The following is a 24,311-nucleotide window of genomic DNA, read 5'->3' on the forward strand; positions in this document are numbered from 1 at the left end:
CGTTGTTTCTGTTTAGCGCCTGCGCCCCTATAATGGCTGCCTTTTTCGCCCAATGATTTTGCGGAGCTGGTGATGGCCGAACGTAAGGCATCTGTCGAGCGCGACACTCTGGAAACCCAGATCAAAGCCTCGATCAACCTGGATGGCACCGGAAAGGCCCGATTTGATATCGGTGTACCTTTTCTTGAGCACATGCTGGACCAGATCGCCCGTCACGGGCTGATCGACCTGGATATCGTCGGCAAAGGCGACCTGCATATCGACGACCACCACATGGTGGAAGACGTGGGCATCACCCTCGGCCAGGCGTTTGCCAAGGCCATCGGCGACAAAAAAGGCATCCGTCGCTACGGCCATGCCTATGTCCCATTGGATGAAGCGCTGTCCCGTGTGGTCATCGACTTCTCCGGTCGCCCGGGTTTGCAGATGCACGTGCCCTACACCCGCGCGAACGTGGGCCGTGGCTTTGACGTCGACCTGTTCCAGGAATTCTTCCAGGGCTTTGTCAACCACGCACTGGTCAGCCTGCACATCGACAACCTGCGCGGCACCAACACTCACCACCAGATCGAAACCGTGTTCAAGGCTTTCGGCCGCGCACTGCGCATGGCCGTCGAAGTCGATGAGCGCATGGGCGGGCAAATGCCGTCGACCAAGGGCGTCCTGTAATGCAGACGGTCGCGGTTATCGATTACGGCATGGGTAACCTGCACTCGGTGGCCAAGGCCCTTGAGCATGTAGGTGCTGGCAAGGTGCTGATCACCAGCGATGCCAGCGTGATTCGCGAAGCCGACCGCGTGGTGTTCCCCGGCGTTGGCGCGATTCGCGATTGCATGGCCGAGATCCGCCGCCTGGGCTTTGACAGCCTGGTGCGCGAGGTCAGCCAGGACCGCCCCTTCCTCGGTATCTGCGTGGGCATGCAAGCCTTGCTCGACAGCAGTGAAGAGAACGGCGGTGTCGACTGCATCGGTTTGTTTCCGGGCCAGGGGAAGTTCTTCGGCAAAGACCTGCATGAAGATGGCGAGCATTTGAAAGTCCCGCACATGGGCTGGAACGAGGTGCGCCGCACCGTCGACCACCCGCTGTGGCACGACATTCCGGACATGGCGCGTTTCTACTTCGTGCACAGCTATTACATCGCCGCCGGTAACCCGCGCCAGGTGGTGGGTGGCGGGCATTACGGCGTCGATTTTGCCGCCGCGCTGGCCGATGGTTCGCGCTTTGCCGTGCAGTTTCACCCGGAGAAGAGCCATACCCATGGCCTGCAATTGCTGCAGAACTTCGCCGCGTGGGATGGTCGCTGGTAAATGGCCAGGAAACCGAAGCCGCCGATCTTGAACCTCGCGCCCGAGCAGGAGCGTGAGGCTACCGACAAGATCAAGCGTTTCATGGAGGACCGCTTCGAGCTCAAGCTGGGCTCGTTCGAGGTTGCCGAAATTCTTGAGTTGTTCACCACCGAAGTGGCGCCGCATTATTACAACAGGGCGATTTTCGACACGCAGACGCTCCTTAAAGAAAGGTTCGAAAGCATCGAAAGCGACTTGTGGTCGCTTGAGAAACCCTGATTTCCCAAGCATTGCTGAATATCGAATAAGGTTTGCCAGATGCTGATTATCCCCGCTATCGATCTCAAGGACGGCGCTTGTGTCCGCCTCCGCCAAGGCCGCATGGAAGATTCCACGGTGTTCTCCGATGACCCGGTGAGCATGGCTGCCAAATGGGTAGAAGGGGGCTGCCGTCGTCTGCATCTGGTGGACCTGAACGGCGCCTTCGAAGGCCAGCCGGTCAATGGCGAGGTGGTCACTGCCATCGCCAAGCGCTACCCGAACCTGCCGATCCAGATCGGCGGCGGTATCCGCTCCCTGGAGACCATCGAGCACTACGTCAAGGCGGGCGTGAGCTACGTGATCATCGGCACCAAGGCCGTGAAAGATCCAGCCTTCGTCGCCGAAGCCTGCCGCGCTTTCCCGGGCAAAGTGATCGTAGGCCTGGATGCCAAAGATGGCTTCGTCGCTACCGATGGCTGGGCTGAGATCAGCACCGTACAGGTGATCGACCTGGCCAAGCAGTTCGAAGCCGACGGTGTGTCCGCCATCGTTTATACCGACATCGCCAAAGACGGCATGATGCAGGGCTGCAACGTACCCTTCACCGCAGCCCTGGCAGCGGCCACCAAGATTCCGGTGATCGCTTCCGGCGGCATTCACAACCTGGGTGACATCAAGTCGCTGCTGGACGCCAAGGCGCCCGGCATTATCGGCGCCATCACCGGCCGTGCGATCTATGAAGGCACCCTGGACGTCGCCGAAGCTCAGGCTTACTGCGACGCCTACAACGGCTGAGGACTGACCATGGCGCTGGCCAAACGCATCATCCCTTGCCTGGACGTCGACAACGGTCGCGTGGTCAAGGGCGTCAAGTTCGAGAACATCCGTGACGCCGGCGACCCGGTGGAAATTGCCCGTCGCTACGATGAGCAAGGTGCCGACGAGATTACCTTTCTCGACATCACCGCCAGCGTCGATGGCCGCGACACCACGCTGCACACCGTCGAGCGTATGGCCAGCCAGGTGTTCATCCCGCTGACCGTGGGCGGTGGCGTGCGCACCGTGCAAGACATCCGCAACCTGCTCAATGCCGGCGCGGACAAGGTCTCGATCAATACTGCCGCGGTATTCAACCCCGAGTTCGTCGGTGAAGCCGCGCAGCACTTCGGCTCGCAATGCATCGTCGTCGCCATCGACGCCAAGAAGGTGTCCGGCCCGGGCGAAACCCCACGCTGGGAGATCTTCACCCACGGCGGGCGCAAACCTACCGGGCTGGACGCGGTGGAGGGGGCGATGAAGATGGAAGGCCTGGGCGCCGGGGAAATCCTGCTGACCAGCATGGACCAGGACGGCATGAAAAACGGCTTCGACCTGGGCGTGACGCGCGCCATCAGCGATGCACTGGGCATTCCGGTGATCGCTTCCGGTGGCGTCGGCAACCTGCAGCATTTGGCCGACGGTGTTATCGAAGGCCATGCCAGCGCGGTGCTGGCGGCGAGTATTTTCCACTTTGGTGAATACACCGTGCCCGAGGCCAAGGCCTACATGGCGGCGCGCGGTATCGTCGTGCGCTAAACGCTGCTGGACACCATGGCAGGCTCGCGGCACTCTCTGCGCTTGCCATGGATTCCGGTAGCCTTCATGTTCAAACACCTGCTGCTCGCCCTCGCCAGTTCCTCCATGCTCATGGTGGCTACGGCACACGCCGAACAACCGTCTGACGCCTCCCTGGTGTTGCTGACGGAAAATTTCCCGCCCTACAACATGGCAAAAAACGGCAAGAACTTCGCCAAGGACGAGAACATCGAAGGCATCGCCGTAGACATCATGCGCGAAACCTTCCAGCGTGCCGGCATTTCCTACAACCTGACCCTGCGCTTCCCGTGGGAACGAATCTACAAGCTCGCCCTGGAAAAACCCGGTTACGGCGTGTTTGTGATGGCGCGTCTGCCAGACCGTGAAGCCCTGTTCAAATGGGTCGGCCCCATCGGCCCGGACGATTGGGTACTGCTGGCCAAGGCCGACAGCAAGATCGAGCTGCAAAGCCTGGAGCAGGCGCGCCGCTACAAGATTGGCGCCTACAAAGGCGACGCCATTGCCGAAAGCCTCGACAAGCAGGGACTAAAGCCGATGGTCGCCCTGCGTGACCAGGACAATGCGCAAAAGCTCATGGAAGGCCAGATCGACCTGTGGGCCACCGGCGATCCTGCTGGGCGTTACCTGGCGCGGCAGGTGGGGGTGAACGGGCTCAAGACGGTATTGCGCTTCAACAGTGCGCAGCTTTACCTGGCGTTGAACAAGGACGTGCCGGATGAATGGGTGGCCAGGCTCCAGGCCGCGTTGGACCAGTTGCGCGAAGAAGGCCGTATCGACCAGATCATGGCCAACTACCTGTAGGAGCGAGCTTGCTCGCGAAGGACGTCAACGATGACGCGGGTATCCAGGGGGCGCGCGGCGGCTTCAAGTTTTTCGCGAGCGAGCTCGCTCCTACAGGGGGACGCGTCAGCGGTAGATGCCGTTCTTGCCATGCCCAGCCATCGCCCGGTTACTGCGCACGCTGATCATCAACTTGATATTGATCCACTCTACGCCCTGGGCCTTGAGCTTGGGCAATTCGCGCTCCAGCACCGCCAGGGTCTGCGGGTAAGGGTGCCCGATCATCACCGCCGAGCCCTGCTTGTGCGCCAGCTTGATTGCGGTTTGCAGTTGCGTGGTGATCGCTGCCTCGGTGCGTTCGTCATCAAGGAACACATCCCGCGAAACATGCGCCAGGCCGATCTTCTGCGCCTCGGCGGCGGCAACGGTCTGCGCGCTGGTGCGGCTGTCGACGAAGAGCTTGTGGCGCCGTTGCAACTCACCCATCAGCCAGGCCATCGCCGCCGGTTGTGCGGTCATGCGGCTGCCCATGTGGTTGTTGATGCCTGCGGTGTAGGGCACGGCATCGAACGCGGCGTCCAGGCGCTTGCCCAGTTCTTCGATGGACAGCTCCGGGTGCCAGGCGAATGGGCCGGTGGCCGGGTCCATGGGCATGTGCAGGATCACGATCTTGCCAGCCTTGTGGGCCTCACGGGCGAATTCGGCAGCGTGGGGCGTGTCCGGCATGATGGCGGTGGTCACCGGGCCGGGTAGCGCGAGCACGCGGCGATCCCGAGGCAGGTTTTGCCCCAGGTCGTCGATGATCAGCGTCAGGTAGGCTTTATGCGGTTCGCTGGCAGGGGCCGCTTGAGCGACCCCTGCCAGGCTGCACAGCACAGCGATGATCAGGGCAAGGCGCATGATCAACGGCTGCGGGTGATGCTCAAGCCCTTGAGCAGGCTGAGCGCCTGGGCCAGTTGGTAGTCATCGTCCTGCGGCATCGGCTTGGCCTTGGCGCGGCTGCCGGTTGGCTGGTCGGCGCCGCCGTTGCCATTGCCCAAGTGACCTTGCAGGTCGGCCTCTTTGTAGTATTCGCCATCGATCTCGTTGGTGATCTTGGCGCGGCGTACTTCGATGTCCGGCACAATGCCCTGGGCCTGGATCGAGCGGCCGTTGGGCGTGTAATACAGCGCGGTGGTGATCTTCAGTGCACGCTCGTTGTTCAGCGGCAATACGGTCTGCACCGAGCCTTTGCCGAAGCTGGTGGTGCCCATCAGCACGCCGCGCTTGAGGTCTTGCAGGGCGCCGGCGACGATTTCCGAAGCCGAGGCGCTGCCACCGTTGATCAGTACCGCCAACGGTACGTTCTCGCTGAGGTCATTGCCGGTGGCCGAGAAGCGCAACTCGGAGTTGGCGATACGGCCCTTGGTGTAGACGATCAGGCCTTTGGTGACGAAGTGGTCGACCACCTCGACCGCCGACTGCAACACGCCGCCTGGGTTGTTGCGCAGGTCAAGCACGATGCCGTTGAGCTTCTTGCCGTTGTCTTTGCGCAGCTTGGCCAGGGCCTTGGCCACTTCGTCGCCGGTCTTGACCTGGAACTGGGTGATACGGATGTAGCCGTAGCCCGACTCCAGCAGCTGGCTTTTCACGCTCTTGACCGTGATGGTCGCACGGGCCAGGGTCACGTCAAACGGGTTGCCGCCGTCGCGTACCAGGGTCAGGGTGATCTTCTGGCCGAGCTTGCCGCGCATCTTGTCGACGGCTTCGGTCATGGTCTGGCCACGGGTCGGCTGGCCGTTGATCTTCACGATCAGGTCACCGGCCTGGATACCGGCCTTGGACGCCGGGGTGTCGTCGATGGGCGAGACCACTTTGATCTGGCCGTCTTCGGAGCCCACTTCGATGCCCAGGCCGCCGAATTCACCGCTGGTGCTTTCCTGCAGCTCGGCGAAATCTTCCGGGCCCAGGTAGGCGGAGTGCGGGTCGAGGTTGCTGAGCATGCCCTTGATGGCATTTTCCAGCAGGGCCTTGTCGTCTACGGGTTCGACATACGCTGCCTTGATCCGGTCCATGACCTCGGCAAAGGTGCGCAGCTCATCCAGCGGCAACGGCGCCTTGGTCGTGGCGGCCATGGCAGGTGCAGCCGGTGCGGCCTGGTCGGCAAAAGCCAGAGGCGCGCCGATCACCAGAGCGATCGTCAGGGCCAGCGAAGTGAGGCGGGACAAATGCAGCATGTCGAACGAACTCCTAATGTAGATGCGACCCTATCCTTGGGACCGGCACCATTGTGCAGGGTCGCTCGGGCGGCCCTGCTGACGAATAGCGAAGTACAGCGCCGGGGTGTCCTGGCCACCACTGTTACCGACAGTGGAGATGGATTCACCGGCTTTTACAACATCACCTGCCGACTTGAGTAATGTCTGATTGTGGCCGTAAAGGCTCAAATAGCCATTACCGTGGTCAAGAATCACCAGCAAGCCGGCGCCCCGCAACCAATCGGCGAACACCACGCGCCCACCATGCACGGCGTGGACCTGGCTGCCGGCAGAGGCGCTGATCATCACGCCATCCCACTTGGCACGGGTGTCATCGCCACGGGTTTCCCCAAAGCGTGCCAATAGTCGACCATCAACCGGCCATGGAAGTTTGCCCCGCGCTGAAGCAAAAGGGCCGCCGAACGACTCGCCGCTGCTGGAAACCAGCGGGCCGGGGCTGGCGCGCGCGGGTTTGCGCGGTGCCGGCGCGTCGCTGGTGGCAGCCAGTTCGGCCTCACGCTGACGCTTTTTTTCCGCTTCCTGCTGGGCGATCAGCGCTTTTTGCCGCGCTTCTTCGGCCTCGCGTGCCTGGCGGGCCAGGGTTTCTTCGATGGTCTTGAGGACTTTGGCCAGGTCGGCCTGGTCTTGCTCGCGGGCCTGCAACTTGGCGTCGCGGGCTTTTACGTCGCTGTTGAGCTTGGCCAGGGCCTGCTGGCGTTCTTTGCGTACTTTATCGAGCTGGTCGCGCTGGGTGTCGAGGGCGGTTTTCTGGTCGAGCAGCTGCGATTGCTGGTCGGCGATTTCCTGTTCGACATTGGCCAATTGGCGCAGGGTTTCGTTAAACCCCTTCAATTGCGCCAGGCGCGCCTGGCTCAGGTAATCGTAATAGGTGAGGGTACGGGCGAATTTTTCCGGGTTCTGCTGGTTGAGCAGCAGCTTGAGGTACTCCTGGCGGCCGCTCTGGTACGCGGCACGGGCCTGGATCGCGATCAGGCGTTGCTGTTCAACGCGTGCGCTCTGGAGTTTTTTTTTCTCAGCGTCGAGTCGCTCCAGTTCCGACTCGCTCTTCTTTAGTTCTTTTTGCAGCTCCTGGACCTGCTTCTCCAGCTTGCCCATCTCGGTTTCCGTGCCGCGCAGGTCTTTCTGCACCCCGGATTTTTCTTCCTGGAGCTTGCCGAGCAGCTTTTTCAGCTCGGTAATGTCCTGACGCGTAGCGTCCAACTGTTGTTGGGTTTGTGCGCGCTCATCGGCAAACGCCGGTTGGAGCAGGCAGACAAGAGCAAGGGTGATCAAGGCGCGAAGCATAGAGGCGGGCGACACCAGGGGAAAAGGACGGCCTAGTATGCCCGCCAAGCGCTGCAAAAAAAACGCCCAATTGGGGCTGGTGGGCAAGATAGGTGCCGAGTGGTGCTGGTATGGCAAAAAGATATCTCTCAAAGCGCCGCAAACCAATGTGGGAGCGGGCTTGCCCGCGAATACGGTGTGTCAGTCGCTGAAGATATTGACTGAACTACCGCATTCGCGAGCAAGCCCGCTCCCACATGGTTTTGCAGTTATGCGGATGTCAGACCAGGATCGAGGTCCCGGTCATCTCCTTCGGCTGTTCCAACCCCATCAGCTTGAGCATGGTCGGCGCCACATCCGCCAGCACGCCACCTACACGCACTTTCAGGTCACGTTTGCCGACATAGATGAACGGTACCGGCTCGGTGGTGTGGGCTGTGTGAGCCTGACCAGTGGATTCGTCGGACATCTGTTCGCAGTTGCCATGGTCGGCGGTGATCAGCGCTTCGCCGCCGACTTTTTCCAGCGCGTCGACGATGCGGCCAACACATTTATCCAGGCATTCCACGGCCTTGACCGCCGCTTCCAGGTTGCCGCTGTGGCCAACCATGTCGCCGTTGGCGTAGTTGACCACGATCACGTCATAACGCTGGTTATCAATGGCATCGACGATCTTGTCGGTGACTTCCGGCGCGCTCATTTCCGGCTGCAGGTCATAGGTGGCGACTTTTGGCGACGGGATCAGGATGCGCTCTTCGCCGGGGAACGGCTCTTCGCGGCCACCGGAGAAGAAGAACGTCACGTGGGCGTATTTCTCGGTCTCGGCGATGCGCAGTTGGGTCTTGCCGTTCTTGGCCAGGTAGTCGCCCAGCACGTTCTCCAGGCTGCCCGGGGCGAATGCCGACGGGGCCGGGATGTTGGCGGCGTATTGGGTGAGCATGACGAACTCGACCTTCGGCTGGCGTGCGCGCTCGAAGTCCTTGAAGCCTTCATCGACGAACACATGGCTCAGTTCACGGGCACGGTCGGCGCGGAAGTTCATGAACACCATGGCGTCGCCGTCTTCGACCTTCACCGGCTCGCCGATGGTGGTGGCTTTGACGAATTCATCGCTTTCGCCACGGGCGTAGGCCGCTTCCAGGCCTTCCTGGGCGGTGGCGGCGCTGAATTCGGCCTGGCCATCGACGATCAGGTTGTAGGCCTGGGCGACACGGTCCCAACGGTTGTCGCGGTCCATGGCAAAGTAGCGGCCCACCAGGCTGGCGATGCGGCCCTTGCCCAGGGCGGCGAAGGTGGTGTCCAGCAGTTCGATGGAGGATTGCGCGCTTTTGGGCGGTGTGTCGCGGCCGTCGAGGAAGGCGTGCAGATAGATTTTGTCAGCGCCGCGCTTGAACGCCAGTTCGGCCATGGCGACCAAGTGATCCTGATGGCTGTGTACGCCGCCGTCCGACAACAGGCCCATGAAGTGCACGGCCTTGCCGGCGGCAACGGCTTTATCGACCGCGGCGCAGATGGTCGGGTTCTCGAAGAACTCGCCATCGCGGATCGCCTTGGTGACACGAGTGAAGTCCTGGTACACCACTCGTCCGGCGCCAAGGTTCATGTGGCCGACTTCCGAGTTGCCCATCTGGCCGTCCGGCAGGCCCACGTCCATGCCGGAACCTGAGATCAAGCCGTTGGGCACGGTGGCGGTCAGGCGGTCCAGTACTGGCTTGTTGGCCGAGTACACCGCGTTGTCGTGGTGGCTTTCACTGTGTCCGAAGCCATCGAGAATTATCAGGACCAAAGGTTTAGGCGTGGTAGTCATAGATCCTCTCGCGGCGCTAATAAAGGAAGACAATTGAAAAGGGAGTGGCAGTTTAAAGCGAAGTTCCAACCACGTCACCGCTTTACGGGGGTTGGCCCCCCCTGGCGGCTGTGTATACTTACCGCCATTTTAACGCCCTGGAACCTCCTTGATGGTTGATCACCTGATTGCATTTGCCACTGCCCACTACCTGCTCGTGGGTGCCTTCGTCATCCTGCTGGCGCTGCTGATCGCTCATGAACTGAGCCGCGGTGGTCGCAGCCTGAGCACGTCGGAGCTGACCGCGCTGGTCAACAAGGATGAGGCCGTCGTCGTCGATATTCGCCCGGCCAAGGATTATGCCGCCGGCCATATCGTTGGCGCCCTGAACATTCCTCAGGACAAGCTGATCGCGCGCTTGGCCGAGCTGGAAAAATACAAGGCCAAGACCATTATCCTGGTCGACGCCCAAGGCCAGCACTCGGGCACCCACGCCCGCGAGATGCTCAAGACCGGCTTCACCGCCGCCAAGCTGTCGGGTGGTATCAGCAGCTGGCGTGGCGATAACCTGCCGTTGGTGAAGTGATATGAGCCAGGTTGTCGTGTATTCCAGCGATTGGTGCCCTTACTGCATGCGGGCCAAGGCCTTGCTTGAGAAAAAGGGCGTTGCCTTCGAAGAGATCAAGGTCGATGGCAAGCCTCAGGTGCGCGCCGAAATGGCCCAGAAGGCTGGCCGCACGTCGGTCCCGCAGATCTGGATCGGCACCCGGCACATCGGTGGTTGCGACGACCTGTTTGCCCTGGAGCGCGCCGGTAAACTTGATGCGCTGCTGTCCGTCTGACTCCTAAACCCTTAAGAACCCCAAGATAAAGAAGGATCTGCGATGACTGATCAACAGAACACCGAAGCAGCGCAAGACCAAGGCCCACAGTTCTCGCTGCAGCGGATCTACGTGCGTGACCTGTCGTTCGAAGCGCCAAAAAGCCCGGCCATCTTCCGTCAGGAATGGACCCCAAGCGTTGCGCTGGACCTGAACACCCGTCAGAAATCCCTGGAAGGTGACTTCCACGAAGTCGTGCTGACTTTGTCGGTCACCGTCAAAAATGGTGAAGAAGTCGCTTTTATCGCTGAAGTGCAACAGGCCGGTATCTTCCTGATCCAGGGCCTGGACGAAGCGTCCATGAGCCACACCCTGGGCGCGTTCTGCCCGAACATCCTGTTCCCGTATGCCCGTGAGACCCTGGACAGCCTGGTTACCCGTGGCTCGTTCCCGGCCCTGATGCTGGCTCCGGTGAACTTCGATGCTCTGTACGCCCAAGAGCTGCAGCGCATGCAACAAGAAGGCGCGCCAACCGTTCAGTAATGTTCTGAACGACGCCGTTCTAAAATGTGGGAGCGGGCTTGTGTGGGAGCTGGCTTGCCTGCGATAGCATCACTGCGGTGTGACAGACATACCGAGGTGCCTGCATCGCGGGCAAGCCCGGCTCCCACACAAGTCCCCTCCCACATTTGTTTTGCGTGTTACTTGAAGCCGAGTTGGCGCCAGCCTTCATAGACGGCGACGGCCACGGTGTTGGACAGGTTCAGGCTGCGGCACCCTTCACGCATCGGCAAGCGCAGGCGATGGCCATCGGGCAATGCGTCAAGCACCTCGGCCGGCAGGCCTCGGCTCTCCGGGCCGAACAGGAACGCGTCGCCCTCGGCAAAGCTGGCATCATGAAACGGCCGCGAGCCCTTGGTGGTGAACGCGAACAGCCGTGGGTGGCCCAGGCTCTCCAGGCAGCTGGCGAGGTCGGCATGGCGCTTGAGGGTGGCGTACTCGTGGTAGTCCAGCCCGGCCCGGCGCAGGCGCTTGTCGTCCATGTCAAAGCCCAACGGCTCGATCAAATGCAGGTGGCAGCCACTGTTGGCGCACAGCCTGATAACGTTGCCGGTATTCGGCGGAATTTCTGGTTGAAAAAGGATGACGTGAAACATGCACGGCTCCGAAGGCAAAGATGCGCTGCATTCTACCCCTGAAGACGACCCGAGACCGAAGCTATTGCCGAGGGTGTTGGGCTCATTGGCGATTGTCGGCTTGATGATTGGCTTGATGATCGGTCGCTTGACCACCCCCGAGTCGCTTGAGCTGCAACAGGTAGAACCTGTGGCGCAGGGTTTGGTGGTGTGGTTCAACAACGAACCCAAGCTGCACGGCGAGCATATCGACGGCACCGTGGCGTTGCTGTTTGACGCCCAGGGCAAGGCTGCCAGCGGGCAGCTCAAGGTCAACGGTAAGGACGTGAATTGGCGCATACGCAAGACCGATGCTGGCTTGCTGCTGAACCTGGTAGCGGCCCGGCCGTTACGTGGGGAGTGGAGCGGTGCAGAGGTCGATGGCCGCTGGCGGCTGGAGATCCATCTCCAAGAGCAATAAAAGAGGGAGTTCCCGGCCTGCCTGTACCAGGGCTCCCAAAACGGGGTGAAGCCTAAGGCTTCGGTGTTAAAGAGGGGATTCTCGGCCTGCCTGTACCAAGGTCCCCGAAACTGGGTAGTACAAGGGGTATTGCAGGGGGCGTGCCAAAACTTGCAATTGCTGCTTGAAAAAAATTCCAAAAAGCGCAAAGCCCCGGAATACGGGGCTTTGGTAGGTTCTACGATTGAGAACTTTGTAGCAAACGCGCTCTGTGAGGTTTCGGGTCTGTGCTCAATGCCGGTTCATCGTGCATTGAAGCGGTGCACAAACTCGAGCTTTATGAAGATCCAAATGTGGGAGCGGGCTTGCTCGCGAAGGCGGTGGGCCAGCCAATACATCCGGCGACTGACACACTGCATTCGCGAGCAAGCCCGCTCCCACCTTGGATCTTCAGTGGGTTTGGGGAATGTGATCAGGCCTCATCACCCTCATCATCATCCCCACCATCTACCTTCATCCCCAATTCCTTGATCTTGCGCGTCAGGGTATTGCGCCCCCACCCCAGCAGCACGGCGGCATCGCGGCGGCGGCCGGCGGTGTGTTTGAGCGCGGTCTCGATCATGATCCGCTCGAACGCCGGCACGGCACTGTCCAGCAGGTTCGATTGGCCGCGTGCCAAGGCCTGGTCCGCCCATTGGCGCAGCGCTTGTTCCCAGTTGGTCACGGGAGCCGAGTCCTGCGGCAGGCTCAGCAGCTCCGGCGGCAGGTCGCTGATGTGCACTTCGCGCCCGGAAGCCATCACGGTGATCCAGCGGCAGGTGTTCTCCAGTTGGCGCACGTTGCCGGGCCACGGCAGGTTCTTGAGGTATTCCTCGGTCTCGCTTTTGAGCAGCTTGGGCTCGACGGCCAGCTCCAGGGCGGCGCGGCTGAGGAAATGGCGGGCGAGGGTAGGGATATCTTCGCGACGGTCCGACATTCGCGGGATGTGGATGCGGATCACGTTGAGGCGGTGGAACAAGTCCTCACGGAATTTACCCGCATGCACCAGTGTTTCCAGGTTCTGGTGGGTGGCCGCGATGATGCGCACATCCACCTTGACCGGCGTATGCCCGCCCACACGGTAGAACTCGCCGTCAGCCAGCACGCGCAGTAAGCGAGTCTGGGTATCGGCCGGCATGTCGCCGATTTCATCGAGGAACAGCGTGCCACCGTCCGCCTGTTCAAAGCGTCCGCGACGCAGGTTGGCCGCGCCGGTGAATGCGCCTTTCTCATGGCCGAACAACTCGGACTCCATCAGGTCCTTGGGAATTGCCGCCATATTCAGTGCGATGAACGGCGAAGCCGCCCGTGGACTGTGGCGGTGCAGGGCGTGGGCCACCAGTTCTTTGCCGGTCCCCGATTCGCCGTTGATCAGCACAGTGATGTTGGAATGGCTCAAGCGCCCGATGGCGCGAAACACTTCCTGCATCGCCGGCGCTTCCCCGATGATTTCCGGGGTGCGGGTCAGGGTCGGCGGGGCTTCCTGGTTCTGTTGTTCCTGGGCGTGCTGGTTGGCGCGCTTGACCAGCGCCACCGCTTCATCCACATCGAACGGCTTGGGCAGGTATTCAAAGGCGCCGCCCTGGTAGGACGCGACAGCGCTGTCCAGGTCCGAGTGGGCGGTCATGATGATCACCGGCAAGCGCGGGTGCTGCTCGCGAATGCGCGCCAGCAAGTCCAGGCCACTGGCCCCAGGCATGCGGATATCGGAAATGATCACGTCCGGCTGCTGGCGTGCCAGGCGGCTCATCACCCCATCGGCGCTGTCGAAGCTCTGGGTGGTCATGCCTTCCTGTTGCAAGGCTTTTTCGAGGACCCAGCGGATAGAACGGTCGTCGTCGACGATCCAGACAGTTTCACTACGGCTCATGTCGTGGGGGCTCCTTGTTCCAATGGCAGGAAGATCGAGAACGTGGTGTGGCCAGGGTGGCTCTCACATTCGATCAGGCCCTGATGCTGGCTGATGATGTTCTGGGTAATGGCCAGGCCCAGCCCGGTACCGTCCGGGCGGCCGCTGACCATGGGAAAGAAGATGGTTTCCTGCAGCTCCGCAGGAATGCCGGGGCCGTTGTCGATGATCTCGACCTTGGTCACCAGGCGATGGCGCACATGGCCGATGGTGAACTGGCGCAGGGCGCGGGTGCGCAGGCTGATGCGGCCCAGGCGCAGCTCGTTCTGGCTGCTGATGGCCTGCATGGCGTTGCGCACGATGTTGAGCACCGCCTGGATCATCTGTTCGCGGTCGATCAACACGTCGGGAATGCTTGGGTCGTAGTCGCGCACCAAGGTGATGCAGCCCTGGCTTTCGGCCTCGACCAGTTGGCAGACGCGCTCCAGCACCTCATGCACGTTGGTCATCGCCAGGGACGGCAGCTTGTTGGAGCCGAGCATGCGGTCCACCAGGTTACGCAGGCGGTCGGCTTCTTCGATGATGACGTTGGTGTAGTCCTTGAGGTGCTCGTCCGGCAGCTCGCGGGACAACAACTGCGCCGCGCCGCGAATGCCGCCCAGTGGGTTCTTGATCTCGTGGGCGAGGCCGCGCACCAGCATCTTGCTGGTTTCCTGCTTGGACAACTGCGCTTCCTCCTTGGTGATGCGCAGCAGGCGGTCGCGGGGGTGGACTTCGAGCAGCAGCAGGGTCGCGCCATTGCTCAGGATCGGGGTCACGGCGTAGTCGACGGTCAACGTTTGCCCGGTCAGCGCGGTGAGCATCGCTTCGCGCTTGGTGAACGGGTGTGCCTGCTCCACGGCCTGGCGCAACGAGCTCAAGGCTTCGGCCGACTCGGTGAACAATTCGCTGATGAACTGCCCATGGCTACGCTGGCCGCTGATCGCCAGGAGCATCTCCGCCGCCGGGTTCATGTACTCAAGGCGCAGGTCGGCATTGAGCAGGATGGTCGCGGTGGTCAGGTTGTCGAGTAACAAACGGTGCAGTGCATCGCTGATGGTCATCGGGACCTCTTTTGGAGCAAGGCGCGGGCTTGAGGCACACGCTGATACAAGGAAAATGCAAAAACCAAACCAAGGCTCCGAAAAGAAGCGCTAATGCCCTGAAATAGGGGATTCAGGCGCGAAACTGTGGCGTTCTGCCAGCTTGAACGGGAAGTTTCGAACCAAAATGGGCTGGGCAATTGAGAAGGGTGCAGGCTATCGCACCAATATAGTGCGATTTTGTGAAGGTTGTTCAGCAACTGAAGCTTGAAGGCAAATCGCAGTCAGTGTGGGAGCTGGCTTGCCTGCGATAGCTGTGGTGCATTCAACACCGTTATCGCAGGCAAGCCAGCTCCCACATTTTTAATTGGATTTGCAGTCCTTTTAACCTTTATAGATGCAAAGCTCGGCGGTGGCGCGGATCATCGCCAGTTGGCGCAGTGGATCATTCAGTGGTTCGTGCACGGCCTCGGCCAGCCATTGGGGGCATTTGGCGTCAGTGCGCAGGGGCGTGAAGTCGGCCAGCTGCTGCAGTAGCCTTTTTTGCAGCTCGTCCAATTGCGGGCGGATCTGCTGGACCAAGTCCGGGCGCGGGTCGTCGGGCGCTTTGCCCTGGAACTGCCAATCGGACAGGTGGGTGTATTGCACCAGTTTGTTGGCTTCGATCTGCGCGGCGAAGAACTGCTCGGCAGCGGCCGGGTCCAGCTTGTAGCTCGGCGCCTGGGCAGTGACGCTGGCGATCACCTCTTGCTCGCGCTTCTTGTCCTCCACGGGCTTGTGGCTGTCCCACTTGCTCAGTGCTACCTGGTCGGCAATCTCCAGGCGTTCGGCGATGCTGTTGAGCAGGGGGTCGAGCGTAGGTGGCGCAGCGCTCGCACTGGCACTGATGAACAGCAGGGCAAATACAAGTCGATGTTTCAAGGGCGATCCTCTGTAGGAGCGAGCTTGCTCGCGAAGGTCGCTAACGATAACGCGCCAATGTTGAAAAAATGCGATGTCTTTGCGTTTTTCGCGAGCAAGCTCGCTCCTACAGGAGGGGGACGTAAATAATCTCAGGCAAAAAAAAGACCTCCCGAAGGAGGTCTTTTTCATCACGCTACCTTAGCAGCGCTACCGGATCAGCAGCTGTAGTACAGCTCGTATTCCAGTGGGTGTACGAAGGTGCGTACTTTGATTTCTTCTTCGCTTTTCAGGGCGATGTAAGCGTCGATGAAGTCGTCGCTGAAAACGCCGCCTTTGGTCAGGAAAGCACGGCCCTTGTCCAGCTCTTCCAGGGCTTCTTTCAGGCTGCCGCACACTTGTGGGATCTCTTTGGCCTCTTCAGGCGGCAGGTCATACAAGTTTTTGTCGGCGGCGTCGCCAGGGTGGATCTTGTTCTGGATACCGTCCAGGCCAGCCATCATCAGGGCGGCGAAGGCCAGGTAAGGGTTGGCAGCCGGGTCTGGGAAGCGCGCTTCGATACGACGGCCTTTAGGGCTGTTGACGTAAGGAATACGGATCGAGGCGGAGCGGTTGCGTGCCGAGTAGGCCAGCATCACCGGCGCTTCAAAACCTGGGACCAGACGCTTGTAGGAGTTGGTCGACGGGTTGGTGAAGCCGTTCAGGGCCTTGCCGTGCTTGATGATGCCGCCGATGAAATACAGGGCGGTATCGGACAGGCCGGCATAGCCTTCGCCAGCGAAGGTGTTCTTGCCGTCTTTGGAAATCGATACGTGAACGTGCATGCCCGAGCCGTTATCGCCGTACAGCGGCTTAGGCATGAAGGTAGCGGTGCGGCCATAGGCATCGGCAACGTTGTGCACGCAGTATTTCAGGGTTTGAACTTCGTCAGCCTTCTTCACCAGCGTGTTGAATTTCACGCCGATTTCGTTCTGGCCGGCAGTCGCCACTTCGTGGTGGTGAACTTCAACGGTCTGGCCCATTTCTTCCAGTGCGTTGCACATGGAGGTACGGATTTCATGGTCGAAGTCGAACGGTGGTACTGGGAAGTAGCCGCCTTTCACGCCTGGACGGTGGCCTTTGTTGCCGCCTTCCACGTCCTGGTCGGACATCCACGAGCCTTGCTCGGAGAAAATCTTGAACATGGAGCCGGAGATGTCGGATTTGAACTTCACCGAGTCGAAGATGAAGAACTCTGGCTCAGGGCCGAAGAATGCGGTGTCGCCGATACCGGTGGACTTCAGGTATTCCTCGGCACGGTGGGCGATGGCGCGTGGGTCGCGGTCATAGCCTTGCATGGTCGAAGGCTCGATGATGTCGCACACCAGGATCAGGGTTGGCTCTTCGGTGAACGGGTCGAGTACGGCTGTGCTGTCGTCTGGCAGCAGGATCATGTCGGAGGCTTCGATGCCTTTCCAGCCGGCGATGGAGGAACCGTCGAACATCTTGCCGACTTCGAAGAAGTCATCTTCCAGCGCATCGCGAGCCGGCATGGTCACGTGGTGCTGAGTGCCTTTTGTGTCCGTGAAGCGCAGATCAATCCATTTAACGTCATGATCTTTGATGAGTTGAACCGACTTCGACATGGTGTCCTCCGGGTGGCTTCGGGCTTGGGTAGTGGAGTTAGCCCTTAGAATTTGGGTGATGCCGGCGCGGATACTCCGCCAAGGCAACCTGCCTCACAAGAGAGCAAATTGCATGCCAGTGCGCCAACATGGCCGTTTTGCCTCAAAATGGCCCCTATAACGGTGCAATCGGCAAAAACGGCATAAATCGCGCACCGCAATGTAGCGTTTATTTGTGTAAATGACCCGTTTTGGTGCATTGCGTACGCAATGCATATTAACTGGTTAAACCTTGAGCGATTTCCGCTATAATCCGCGCCCCCCTTTTTCAGCAGGCCCGGCGCGCGCTGTTTCCATGAAATTAATCGTTAAAGTCTTCCCCGAGATCACCATCAAAAGCCGACCGGTACGGACGCGTTTCATCCGTCAGTTGGCCAAGAACATCCGTGCCGTGCTCCGTGACCTGGACCCGGCTGTGGTGGTGAACGGCGTGTGGGACAACCTCGAGCTGGAAACCCGCATTACCGACGCCAAAGCCTTGAAGGACATGACCGAGCGCCTGAGCTGCATGCCGGGCATCGCGCATTTTCTGCAGGTGGATGAGTACCCGCTGGGTGACTTCGACGACATCACCGAAAAGTGCAAGCAGCACTACGGCAGTGCGCTTGAAGGCAAGATTTTTTCGGTGCGTTGCAAGCGTGCCGGCAAGCACCCGTTCAGCTCCATGGATGTCGAGAAATACGTCGGCAGCAAGCTGCGTCGTGAGTGCGGCGCAGCTGGAATTTCCCTGAAAGCGCCACAAATCGAAGTGCGCATGGAAATTCGCGACCAACGGTTGTTCGTGATCCACAGCCAGCACAACAGCATCGGCGGCTACCCGCTGGGTGCCCTGGAACAGACCCTGGTATTGATGTCCGGCGGTTTCGATTCCACGGTGGCGGCCTACCAGATCATGCGCCGCGGCCTGATGAGCCACTTCTGCTTCTTCAACCTGGGCGGGCGGGCACACGAATTGGGCGTGATGGAAGTCGCGCACTTTATCTGGAAGAAATACGGCAGCTCCCAGCGCGTGCTATTTGTAAGCGTACCGTTCGAGGAAGTGCTGGGCGAAATTCTCGGCAAAGTCGATAACAGTCATATGGGCGTAGTATTGAAGCGTATGATGTTGCGCGCTGCGTCCCGAATCGCCGATCAATTGCAGATCGACGCCCTGGTGACCGGCGAAGCGATTTCCCAGGTTTCCAGCCAGACGCTGCCGAACCTGTCGATCATTGATTGCGTGACCGAGAAGCTGGTGCTGCGCCCGCTGATCGCCAGCCACAAGCAGGACATCATCGACCTGGCCGAGCAAATCGGCACCGCCGACTTTGCCAAGCATATGCCTGAATACTGCGGGGTCATTTCGGTGAACCCCAAGACCCACGCCAAGCGCCACCGCGTGGAGCATGAAGAAAAAGAATTCGACATGGCGATTCTGGAGCGTGCGCTCGAGAACGCCAAGCTGGTGCCAATCGATCGAGTGATCGACGAATTGGGCCAGGATGTGCAGATCGAAGAAGTCAGCGAAGCCCTGGCCGGCCAGATCGTCGTCGACATCCGTCACCCGGATGCCGCCGAAGATGAGCCGCTGGAAATCGCGGGCATCGACGTGCAAACGCTGCCGTTCTACGCACTGAACGCGCGTTTCAAGGAACTGGATAACAGCCGTCAGTACCTGTTGTATTGCGACAAAGGCGTGATGAGTCGCCTGCATGCCCACCATTTGCTCAGTGAGGGGCATGCCAATGTGCGCGTTTATCGACCGAGCTAAGAGCCCGGGGCTGTTTGCCTGTGGCCTGCGTCACCGGCCCCCCGACTCTGCCGTCAAGCTGTAACGGCAAGGCCTGACTCTACTGTTAATCGCTGCCACGACCTGTCAGCACACCGAATCCTCTGATCGAGATACACAAGTGATCGAAAATCTACGTAACATCGCCATCATTGCTCACGTTGACCATGGTAAAACCACCCTGGTAGACAAACTCCTGCGTCAATCCGGCACCCTGGAGCGCAACGAGCTCAACGACGAGCGCGTGATGGACTCCAACGACCAGGAAAAAGAGCGCGGTATTACCATCCTGGCAAAAAACACCGCTATCAACTGGAACGGCTACCACATCAACATCGTGGATACCCCGGGCCACGCCGACTTCGGCGGCGAAGTAGAACGCGTAATGTCGATGGTTGACTCCGTTCTGCTGCTGGTTGACGCTCAAGACGGCCCTATGCCGCAAACCCGTTTCGTGACCAAGAAGGCTTTCGAAGCCGGCCTGCGTCCGATCGTGTGCATCAACAAGGTTGACCGTCCAGGCGCGCGTCCGGACTGGGTTCTGGACCAGATCTTCGACCTGTTCGACAACCTGGGTGCTACCGAAGAACAGCTGGACTTCCAAGTCATCTACGCCTCGGCCCTGAACGGTATTGCTGGTCTTGACCACACCGACATGGCTGAAGACATGACCCCGCTGTACCAGTCGATCGTCGACAACGTACCGGCACCGAAGGTCGACCGTGAAGGCCCGTTCCAGATGCAAATCTCGGCACTGGACTACAACAGCTTCCTGGGTGTTATCGGCGTTGGCCGTATCGCTCGTGGTAGCGTCAAGCCGAACACCCCGGTTGTCGCTATCGGCGCCGATGGCAAGAAGCGTAACGGTCGTATCCTGAAGCTGATGGGTCACCACGGCCTGCACCGCATCGACGTTGAAGAAGCTTTCGCTGGCGACATCGTCTGCGTAAGTGGTATGGACTCGCTGTTCATCTCCGACACCCTGTGCCAGCCGGACAACGTCGAGGCGATGAAGCCTCTGACCGTTGACGAGCCAACCGTTTCCATGACCTTCCAGGTAAACGACTCGCCTTTCTGCGGTAAAGAAGGCAAGTTCGTGACCTCCCGTAACATCAAGGAGCGTCTGGACAAAGAGCTGCTGTACAACGTTGCGCTGCGCGTTGAAGAAGGCGACTCGGCTGACAAGTTCAAGGTCTCCGGCCGTGGTGAGCTGCACCTCTCGGTACTGATCGAAACCATGCGTCGCGAAGGCTTCGAAATGGGTGTTGGTCGTCCGGAAGTGATCATCCGTCAGGTTGACGGCGTGAAGCAGGAACCGTTCGAAAACGTCACCATCGACACCCCTGAAGAATCCCAGGGCAAGGTCATGGAAGAGATGGGCCTGCGTAAGGGCGACCTGACCAACATGGTGCCGGATGGCAAAGGCCGTGTGCGTCTGGAATACAACATCCCTGCTCGTGGTCTGATCGGTTTCCGTAACCAGTTCCTGACCCTGACCAACGGTGCTGGCATCCTGACCTCGATCTTCGATCGCTACGACACCATGAAGTCCGGCGACATGTCCGGCCGTCAGAACGGTGTTCTGGTATCGGTAGAAACCGGCAAGGCGCTGACCTACTCCCTGGAAACCCTCCAGGCGCGTGGCAAGCTGTTCGTTGAACACGGTCAAGAGATCTACAACGGCCAGATCGTTGGTCTGAACAGCCGTGACAACGACATGGGCGTCAACCCAACCAAAGGCAAGAAGCTCGACAACATGCGTGCTTCGGGCAAAGACGAAACCATCGCTCTGGTTCCACCTGTTCGCTTCACCCTGGAACAGGCCCTGGAATTCATCCAGGACGACGAGCTGTGCGAAGTCACGCCTAAGTCGATCCGCCTGCGTAAGAAGATCCTGGACGAAGGCGAGCGTACCCGCGCTGCCAAGAAAGCCAAGAACTGAGTTAACTCAGGCTGAATGAAAAACGCCCCCGGTCGAAAGGCCGGGGGCGTTTTTTTATGCCTGCAGTTTGTGTGTTGTCTTTAGTGACCCCATCGCAGGCAAGCCAGCTCCCACATTTGAATGTCTTCACAAATCAAACTGTGGGAGCTGGCTTGCCTGCGATGGGGCCCTCAACAGCCCCGCAGCGCGCGATCAGAACTTGTCGAGGGTCTTGAAGTTAGTCTCGCGCACCACTTCCTTGGGCTTATACGCGCAATACCCCGGCCGCGGCCCGATTTTCGGGTGGTTGCGGCACGTATCCGGGCGCTTGTCATAAATAGTGCAAAAGCGCGTCTTACGATCCAGGTACAGGCAGTCGTTGTTGCTCATGCGCTGCAGGGTAAAAATTTCGGACTTGTTGTTGTACCGCTCGACGATGCCTTCTTTCTGCAAACGCTTGGCGATGTTCTTCGGCGGATCGCCGCGCTCGAACTCATCGACGATGCCAATGCGGATCAGGTCCTTGATCTTCACCTCCACCGGCAGCGTGCAGCAGCTGGACACGCAGCCGCCGCACATATGGGCGGAGTATTTCTGCCAGGTCTCTAGACGGTCGAGTTCCGCGGCGGCGATCAGTTGAGGCTTCATCAAGGTTCCAAGGTGGGGCGTTATCCGGGCGCGCGATCATACCGGGATTGGTGGTTTTTTGAACAATATTTTGCAGGTTTCAGCTCAAAGGTTTGGCCAGGGCCTGATCGGGCACGACCCCTGCATCAAATTCAGTCCATGGTGAATGAGTTAAAAAACTGCCGAACCAGCACGTCTACCGTCTGTCAGACCGACTAGGCTCTAGCAACTCCTTCAATCTCGCCCGAGGTCGCACCGATGTCTCAGGAACCGCTTGCACGAGAAGCAGAGGTAGCCGCATTCCGCGATGCTGTCTTGACCAAACTCACCTACGCGGTGGGCAAGGACCCGGATCACGCTTTCGACCATGACTGGTTCGAAGCCATTGCCCTGGCCGCCCGCGACCAGATGGTCGATCACTGGATGGACCACACGCGGCGTATTTATCGCAAAGGCCAGAAGCGTGTTTATTACCTGTCCCTGGAATTTCTCATCGGCCGCTTGCTCTACGACAGCCTGAGCAACCTGGGTGTGCTGGAGATCGCTCGCGAAGCACTGTCGGAGCTGGGCGTGGATCTGGAGCGCATCCGCCTGCTGGAGCCCGACGCGGCGCTCGGCAATGGTGGCCTGGGCCGTCTGGCGGCGTGCTTTATGGAAAGCATGTCGACCTTGGGGATTGCCGGCCATGGCTATGGCATTCGCTATGAGCACGGCTTGTTCCGCCAGGCCATCGTTGATGGCTGGCAGCAGGAGCAGACCGAACGCTGGCTGGATTTTGGTAACCCTTGGGAATTCGAACGCGCCGAAGTGATTTACCCGATCGGCTTTGGCGGCAGCGTCGAAACCCTGGCGGACGCTTCCGGCAAGATGATCCAGGTGTGGTCGCCCAACGAAACTGTCAGGGCTGTTGCCTATGACACCCCGGTAGTCGGCTGGCGTGGCGCCAGCGTCAACACCCTGCGCCTTTGGCGTGCACGGGCTGTAGAAGACTTGCACCTGGAGCGCTTCAATGCCGGTGACCACTTGGGCGCCGTCGCCGAAGTGGCCCGTGCCGAAAGCATCTCTCGCGTGCTTTACCCGGCCGACAGCACCGAAGCGGGGCAGGAACTGCGCCTGCGCCAGGAGTACTTCTTCGTTTCGGCGTCCTTGCAGGATCTGCTGCGCCGCCACAAGAACATGCACGGTTCGGTGCTGAGCCTGGGCGAACACGCCGCCATCCAGCTCAACGACACCCACCCGTCCATCGCCGTGGCCGAGTTGATGCGCCAACTGGTCGACCTGCATGACATTCCCTGGGAAGCCGCGTGGGATGTCACCGTCGAGACCCTTTCCTACACGAACCACACCTTGCTTCCCGAGGCGCTGGAAACCTGGCCGGTAGGTTTGATGGAACGCATGCTGCCGCGGCACATGCAGATCATCTACCTGATCAACGCCCAGCACATCGACTCGCTGCGCGCCAAGGGCATCCACGACTTCGACGTACTGCGCGCCGTCTCGCTGATCGAAGAAGACAACGGCCGCCGCGTGCGCATGGGCAACCTCGCGTTCCTGGGCTCCCATAGCGTCAACGGTGTATCGGGCCTGCATACTCAGTTGATGCGCAGCACGGTGTTCTCCGAGCTGCATAAGCTGTATCCCGAGCGCATCAACAACAAAACCAACGGCATCACCTTCCGCCGCTGGTTGTACCAGGCCAACCCCAAGCTGACCGATATGCTGGTGGAAGCCCTGGGGCCGGATATTCTCGATCAGCCCGAGCAGCGTTTGATCGAATTGGAGCCGTTCGCCGAGAAGCAGGCTTTCCGCAAGTCCTTCGCTGAACAGCGCCTGCACAGCAAGCGTGCACTGGCCCAGATCATCCATGAGCGCCTGGGTATCGCAATCAACCCGGCGGCGATGTTCGATGTGCAGGTCAAGCGCATCCACGAATACAAGCGCCAACTGCTCAACCTGCTGCACACCGTGGCGCTGTACCAGGCGATCCGCGCCGAGCCGGGCACCGACTGGGTGCCGCGGGTGAAGATCTTCGCCGGCAAGGCTGCAGCCAGCTACCACCAGGCCAAGCTGATCATCAAGCTGACCAACGACATCGCCCGTACCGTCAACAACGACCCGACTGTGCGCGGTTTGCTCAAAGTGGTGTTCCTGCCCAACTACAACGTCAGCCTGGCGGAAAGCATCATTCCGGCGGCGGACTTGTCGGAGCAGATTTCCACTGCCGGCTTTGAAGCATCGGGTACCAGCAACATGAAGTTCGGCCTCAACGGCGCGCTGACCATCGGCACCATGGACGGCGCCAATGTGGAGATGCACGAGCGGGTCGGCGCCGAGCACATGTTTATCTTCGGCCTCAGTGCCCAGCAGGTGGAAGCCCGCAAGCACGCCGGTGAGTTCAACGCCGGGCCGGACATCGCCGCGTCCCATCGCTTGAACGACGTGTTGCAAGCGATCCGTGGCGGGGTGTTCTCGCCGGATGATCCGGGGCGCTATGTGGGCCTGATCGATGGGCTGATCGACTACGACCGTTTCCTGGTGTGCGCCGACTTTGATTCCTACTGGGACGCCCAGGCGCGAGTCGAAGCGCATTGGCATGATTCCAAGGAATGGTGGCGTTCGGCGGTGCTCAATACCGCGCGCATGGGCTGGTTCAGCTCGGACCGGACCATCAGGGAGTACGCCACCGAGATCTGGAAAGCCCTCGACTGACCCCAGATGCCACTGTAGGAGCGAGGGTGAACTGGCCTAATGATTTTGGACACTTCAATCGGGCGTTATGATAGCGCCCAAATCTGAGGTGTTTGGATATGCGTAAATCTTATTCGAGTGAGTTCA

General features: G+C 60.0%; 23 protein-coding genes. 13 read left to right on the plus strand and 10 right to left on the minus strand.

What is annotated here, in order from left to right; genetic code table 11:
* Positions 1–72 precede the first annotated feature (72 nt).
* From hisB to CER19_RS07540, 6 genes are all read left to right on the plus strand, one after another.
* Positions 73–669 (plus strand): imidazoleglycerol-phosphate dehydratase HisB, encoded by a 597-nt coding sequence (hisB, locus tag CER19_RS07515; protein ID WP_003187781.1) that lies wholly within the window; start codon positions 73–75, stop codon positions 667–669.
* Entirely contained in the window at positions 669–1,307 is a 639-nt protein-coding gene (gene hisH, locus CER19_RS07520; RefSeq protein ID WP_116665968.1) for an imidazole glycerol phosphate synthase subunit HisH, read from the plus strand. The genes hisB and hisH overlap by 1 nt, the downstream gene beginning before the upstream one ends.
* Complete coding sequence (locus CER19_RS07525) at positions 1,308–1,565, plus strand: DUF2164 domain-containing protein (RefSeq protein ID WP_032894032.1); 258 nt, start codon at positions 1,308–1,310, stop codon at positions 1,563–1,565.
* A gap of 39 nt (positions 1,566–1,604) precedes the next feature.
* Entirely contained in the window at positions 1,605–2,342 is a 738-nt protein-coding gene (hisA, locus tag CER19_RS07530) for a 1-(5-phosphoribosyl)-5-[(5-phosphoribosylamino)methylideneamino]imidazole-4-carboxamide isomerase (protein ID WP_003187784.1), read from the plus strand.
* 9 nt (positions 2,343–2,351) lie between these two features.
* A complete protein-coding gene (gene hisF / locus CER19_RS07535) occupies positions 2,352–3,122 on the plus strand; it encodes an imidazole glycerol phosphate synthase subunit HisF (RefSeq protein WP_116665969.1) in 771 nt (256 codons plus the stop codon).
* A gap of 66 nt (positions 3,123–3,188) precedes the next feature.
* A complete protein-coding gene (locus tag CER19_RS07540) occupies positions 3,189–3,944 on the plus strand; it encodes an ABC transporter substrate-binding protein (protein ID WP_116665970.1) in 756 nt (251 codons plus the stop codon).
* 105 nt (positions 3,945–4,049) lie between these two features.
* On the opposite strand, the gene CER19_RS07545 is transcribed toward CER19_RS07540, so the two are convergent.
* From CER19_RS07545 to gpmI, 4 genes are all read right to left on the minus strand, one after another.
* Entirely contained in the window at positions 4,050–4,823 is a 774-nt protein-coding gene (locus tag CER19_RS07545) for a divergent polysaccharide deacetylase family protein (protein WP_116665971.1), read from the minus strand.
* A 2-nt stretch (positions 4,824–4,825) separates the two neighbouring features.
* Positions 4,826–6,139, minus strand: a complete 1,314-nt coding sequence (locus CER19_RS07550) for a S41 family peptidase (protein WP_020302395.1) — start codon at positions 6,137–6,139, stop codon at positions 4,826–4,828.
* Positions 6,140–6,169: 30 nt separating this feature from the next.
* The gene (locus CER19_RS07555) at positions 6,170–7,465 is read right to left on the minus strand and encodes a murein hydrolase activator EnvC (protein WP_057702449.1); all 1,296 of its coding nucleotides are present in this window, start codon (positions 7,463–7,465) and stop codon (positions 6,170–6,172) included.
* 259 nt (positions 7,466–7,724) lie between these two features.
* A complete protein-coding gene (gene gpmI, locus CER19_RS07560; RefSeq protein WP_116665972.1) occupies positions 7,725–9,251 on the minus strand; it encodes a 2,3-bisphosphoglycerate-independent phosphoglycerate mutase in 1,527 nt (508 codons plus the stop codon).
* Between the two features lie 151 nt (positions 9,252–9,402).
* Between gpmI and CER19_RS07565 the strand changes: the two genes are divergently transcribed.
* From CER19_RS07565 to secB, 3 genes are read left to right on the plus strand one after another with little or no spacing between them, the layout of a single operon-like run.
* Positions 9,403–9,816, plus strand: coding sequence for a rhodanese-like domain-containing protein (locus CER19_RS07565; protein WP_003187796.1), 414 nt, complete (start codon positions 9,403–9,405; stop codon positions 9,814–9,816).
* Between the two features lies 1 nt (position 9,817).
* Positions 9,818–10,072, plus strand: a complete 255-nt coding sequence (gene grxC / locus CER19_RS07570) for a glutaredoxin 3 (protein WP_003187797.1) — start codon at positions 9,818–9,820, stop codon at positions 10,070–10,072.
* A gap of 42 nt (positions 10,073–10,114) precedes the next feature.
* Positions 10,115–10,594, plus strand: coding sequence for a protein-export chaperone SecB (gene secB, locus CER19_RS07575; RefSeq protein ID WP_003187799.1), 480 nt, complete (start codon positions 10,115–10,117; stop codon positions 10,592–10,594).
* A gap of 158 nt (positions 10,595–10,752) precedes the next feature.
* On the opposite strand, the gene CER19_RS07580 is transcribed toward secB, so the two are convergent.
* Positions 10,753–11,208, minus strand: a complete 456-nt coding sequence (locus tag CER19_RS07580) for a tRNA (cytidine(34)-2'-O)-methyltransferase (RefSeq protein WP_003171120.1) — start codon at positions 11,206–11,208, stop codon at positions 10,753–10,755.
* Here CER19_RS07580 and CER19_RS07585 point away from each other — a divergent pair.
* On the plus strand, positions 11,207–11,647 hold the full coding sequence (locus CER19_RS07585; RefSeq protein ID WP_116665973.1) for a hypothetical protein: 441 nt from the start codon (positions 11,207–11,209) through the stop codon (positions 11,645–11,647). The genes CER19_RS07580 and CER19_RS07585 overlap by 2 nt on opposite strands.
* 451 nt (positions 11,648–12,098) lie before the next feature.
* Here the strand turns inward: CER19_RS07585 and ntrC are convergent, their stop codons facing one another.
* The 4 genes from ntrC to glnA form a co-directional block, all read right to left on the minus strand.
* On the minus strand, positions 12,099–13,535 hold the full coding sequence (gene ntrC / locus CER19_RS07595) for a nitrogen regulation protein NR(I) (RefSeq protein WP_003187806.1): 1,437 nt from the start codon (positions 13,533–13,535) through the stop codon (positions 12,099–12,101).
* Positions 13,532–14,617: a nitrogen regulation protein NR(II) gene (glnL, locus tag CER19_RS07600; RefSeq protein ID WP_014716523.1), complete on the minus strand. Its 1,086-nt coding sequence runs from the start codon at positions 14,615–14,617 to the stop codon at positions 13,532–13,534. The genes ntrC and glnL overlap by 4 nt, the downstream gene beginning before the upstream one ends.
* A 363-nt stretch (positions 14,618–14,980) precedes the next feature.
* Positions 14,981–15,517, minus strand: a complete 537-nt coding sequence (locus tag CER19_RS07605) for a chorismate mutase (protein ID WP_116665974.1) — start codon at positions 15,515–15,517, stop codon at positions 14,981–14,983.
* 197 nt (positions 15,518–15,714) lie between these two features.
* Complete coding sequence (gene glnA, locus CER19_RS07610; protein WP_003187811.1) at positions 15,715–17,121, minus strand: type I glutamate--ammonia ligase; 1,407 nt, start codon at positions 17,119–17,121, stop codon at positions 15,715–15,717.
* 334 nt (positions 17,122–17,455) lie between these two features.
* Here glnA and thiI point away from each other — a divergent pair, with 334 nt between their 5' ends.
* Complete coding sequence (gene thiI / locus CER19_RS07620) at positions 17,456–18,910, plus strand: tRNA uracil 4-sulfurtransferase ThiI (protein ID WP_034125541.1); 1,455 nt, start codon at positions 17,456–17,458, stop codon at positions 18,908–18,910.
* Between the two features lie 139 nt (positions 18,911–19,049).
* Positions 19,050–20,870, plus strand: a complete 1,821-nt coding sequence (gene typA / locus CER19_RS07625; RefSeq protein WP_014716526.1) for a translational GTPase TypA — start codon at positions 19,050–19,052, stop codon at positions 20,868–20,870.
* A gap of 192 nt (positions 20,871–21,062) precedes the next feature.
* On the opposite strand, the gene CER19_RS07630 is transcribed toward typA, so the two are convergent.
* Positions 21,063–21,497: a YkgJ family cysteine cluster protein gene (locus CER19_RS07630; protein WP_003187815.1), complete on the minus strand. Its 435-nt coding sequence runs from the start codon at positions 21,495–21,497 to the stop codon at positions 21,063–21,065.
* A gap of 237 nt (positions 21,498–21,734) precedes the next feature.
* Here CER19_RS07630 and CER19_RS07635 point away from each other — a divergent pair, with 237 nt between their 5' ends.
* On the plus strand, positions 21,735–24,185 hold the full coding sequence (locus tag CER19_RS07635) for a glycogen/starch/alpha-glucan phosphorylase (protein ID WP_116665975.1): 2,451 nt from the start codon (positions 21,735–21,737) through the stop codon (positions 24,183–24,185).
* Positions 24,186–24,311 lie beyond the last annotated feature (126 nt).

Source organism: Pseudomonas sp. GL93 (assembly GCF_003408955.1).
GTDB lineage: Bacteria > Pseudomonadota > Gammaproteobacteria > Pseudomonadales > Pseudomonadaceae > Aquipseudomonas > Aquipseudomonas paracarnis.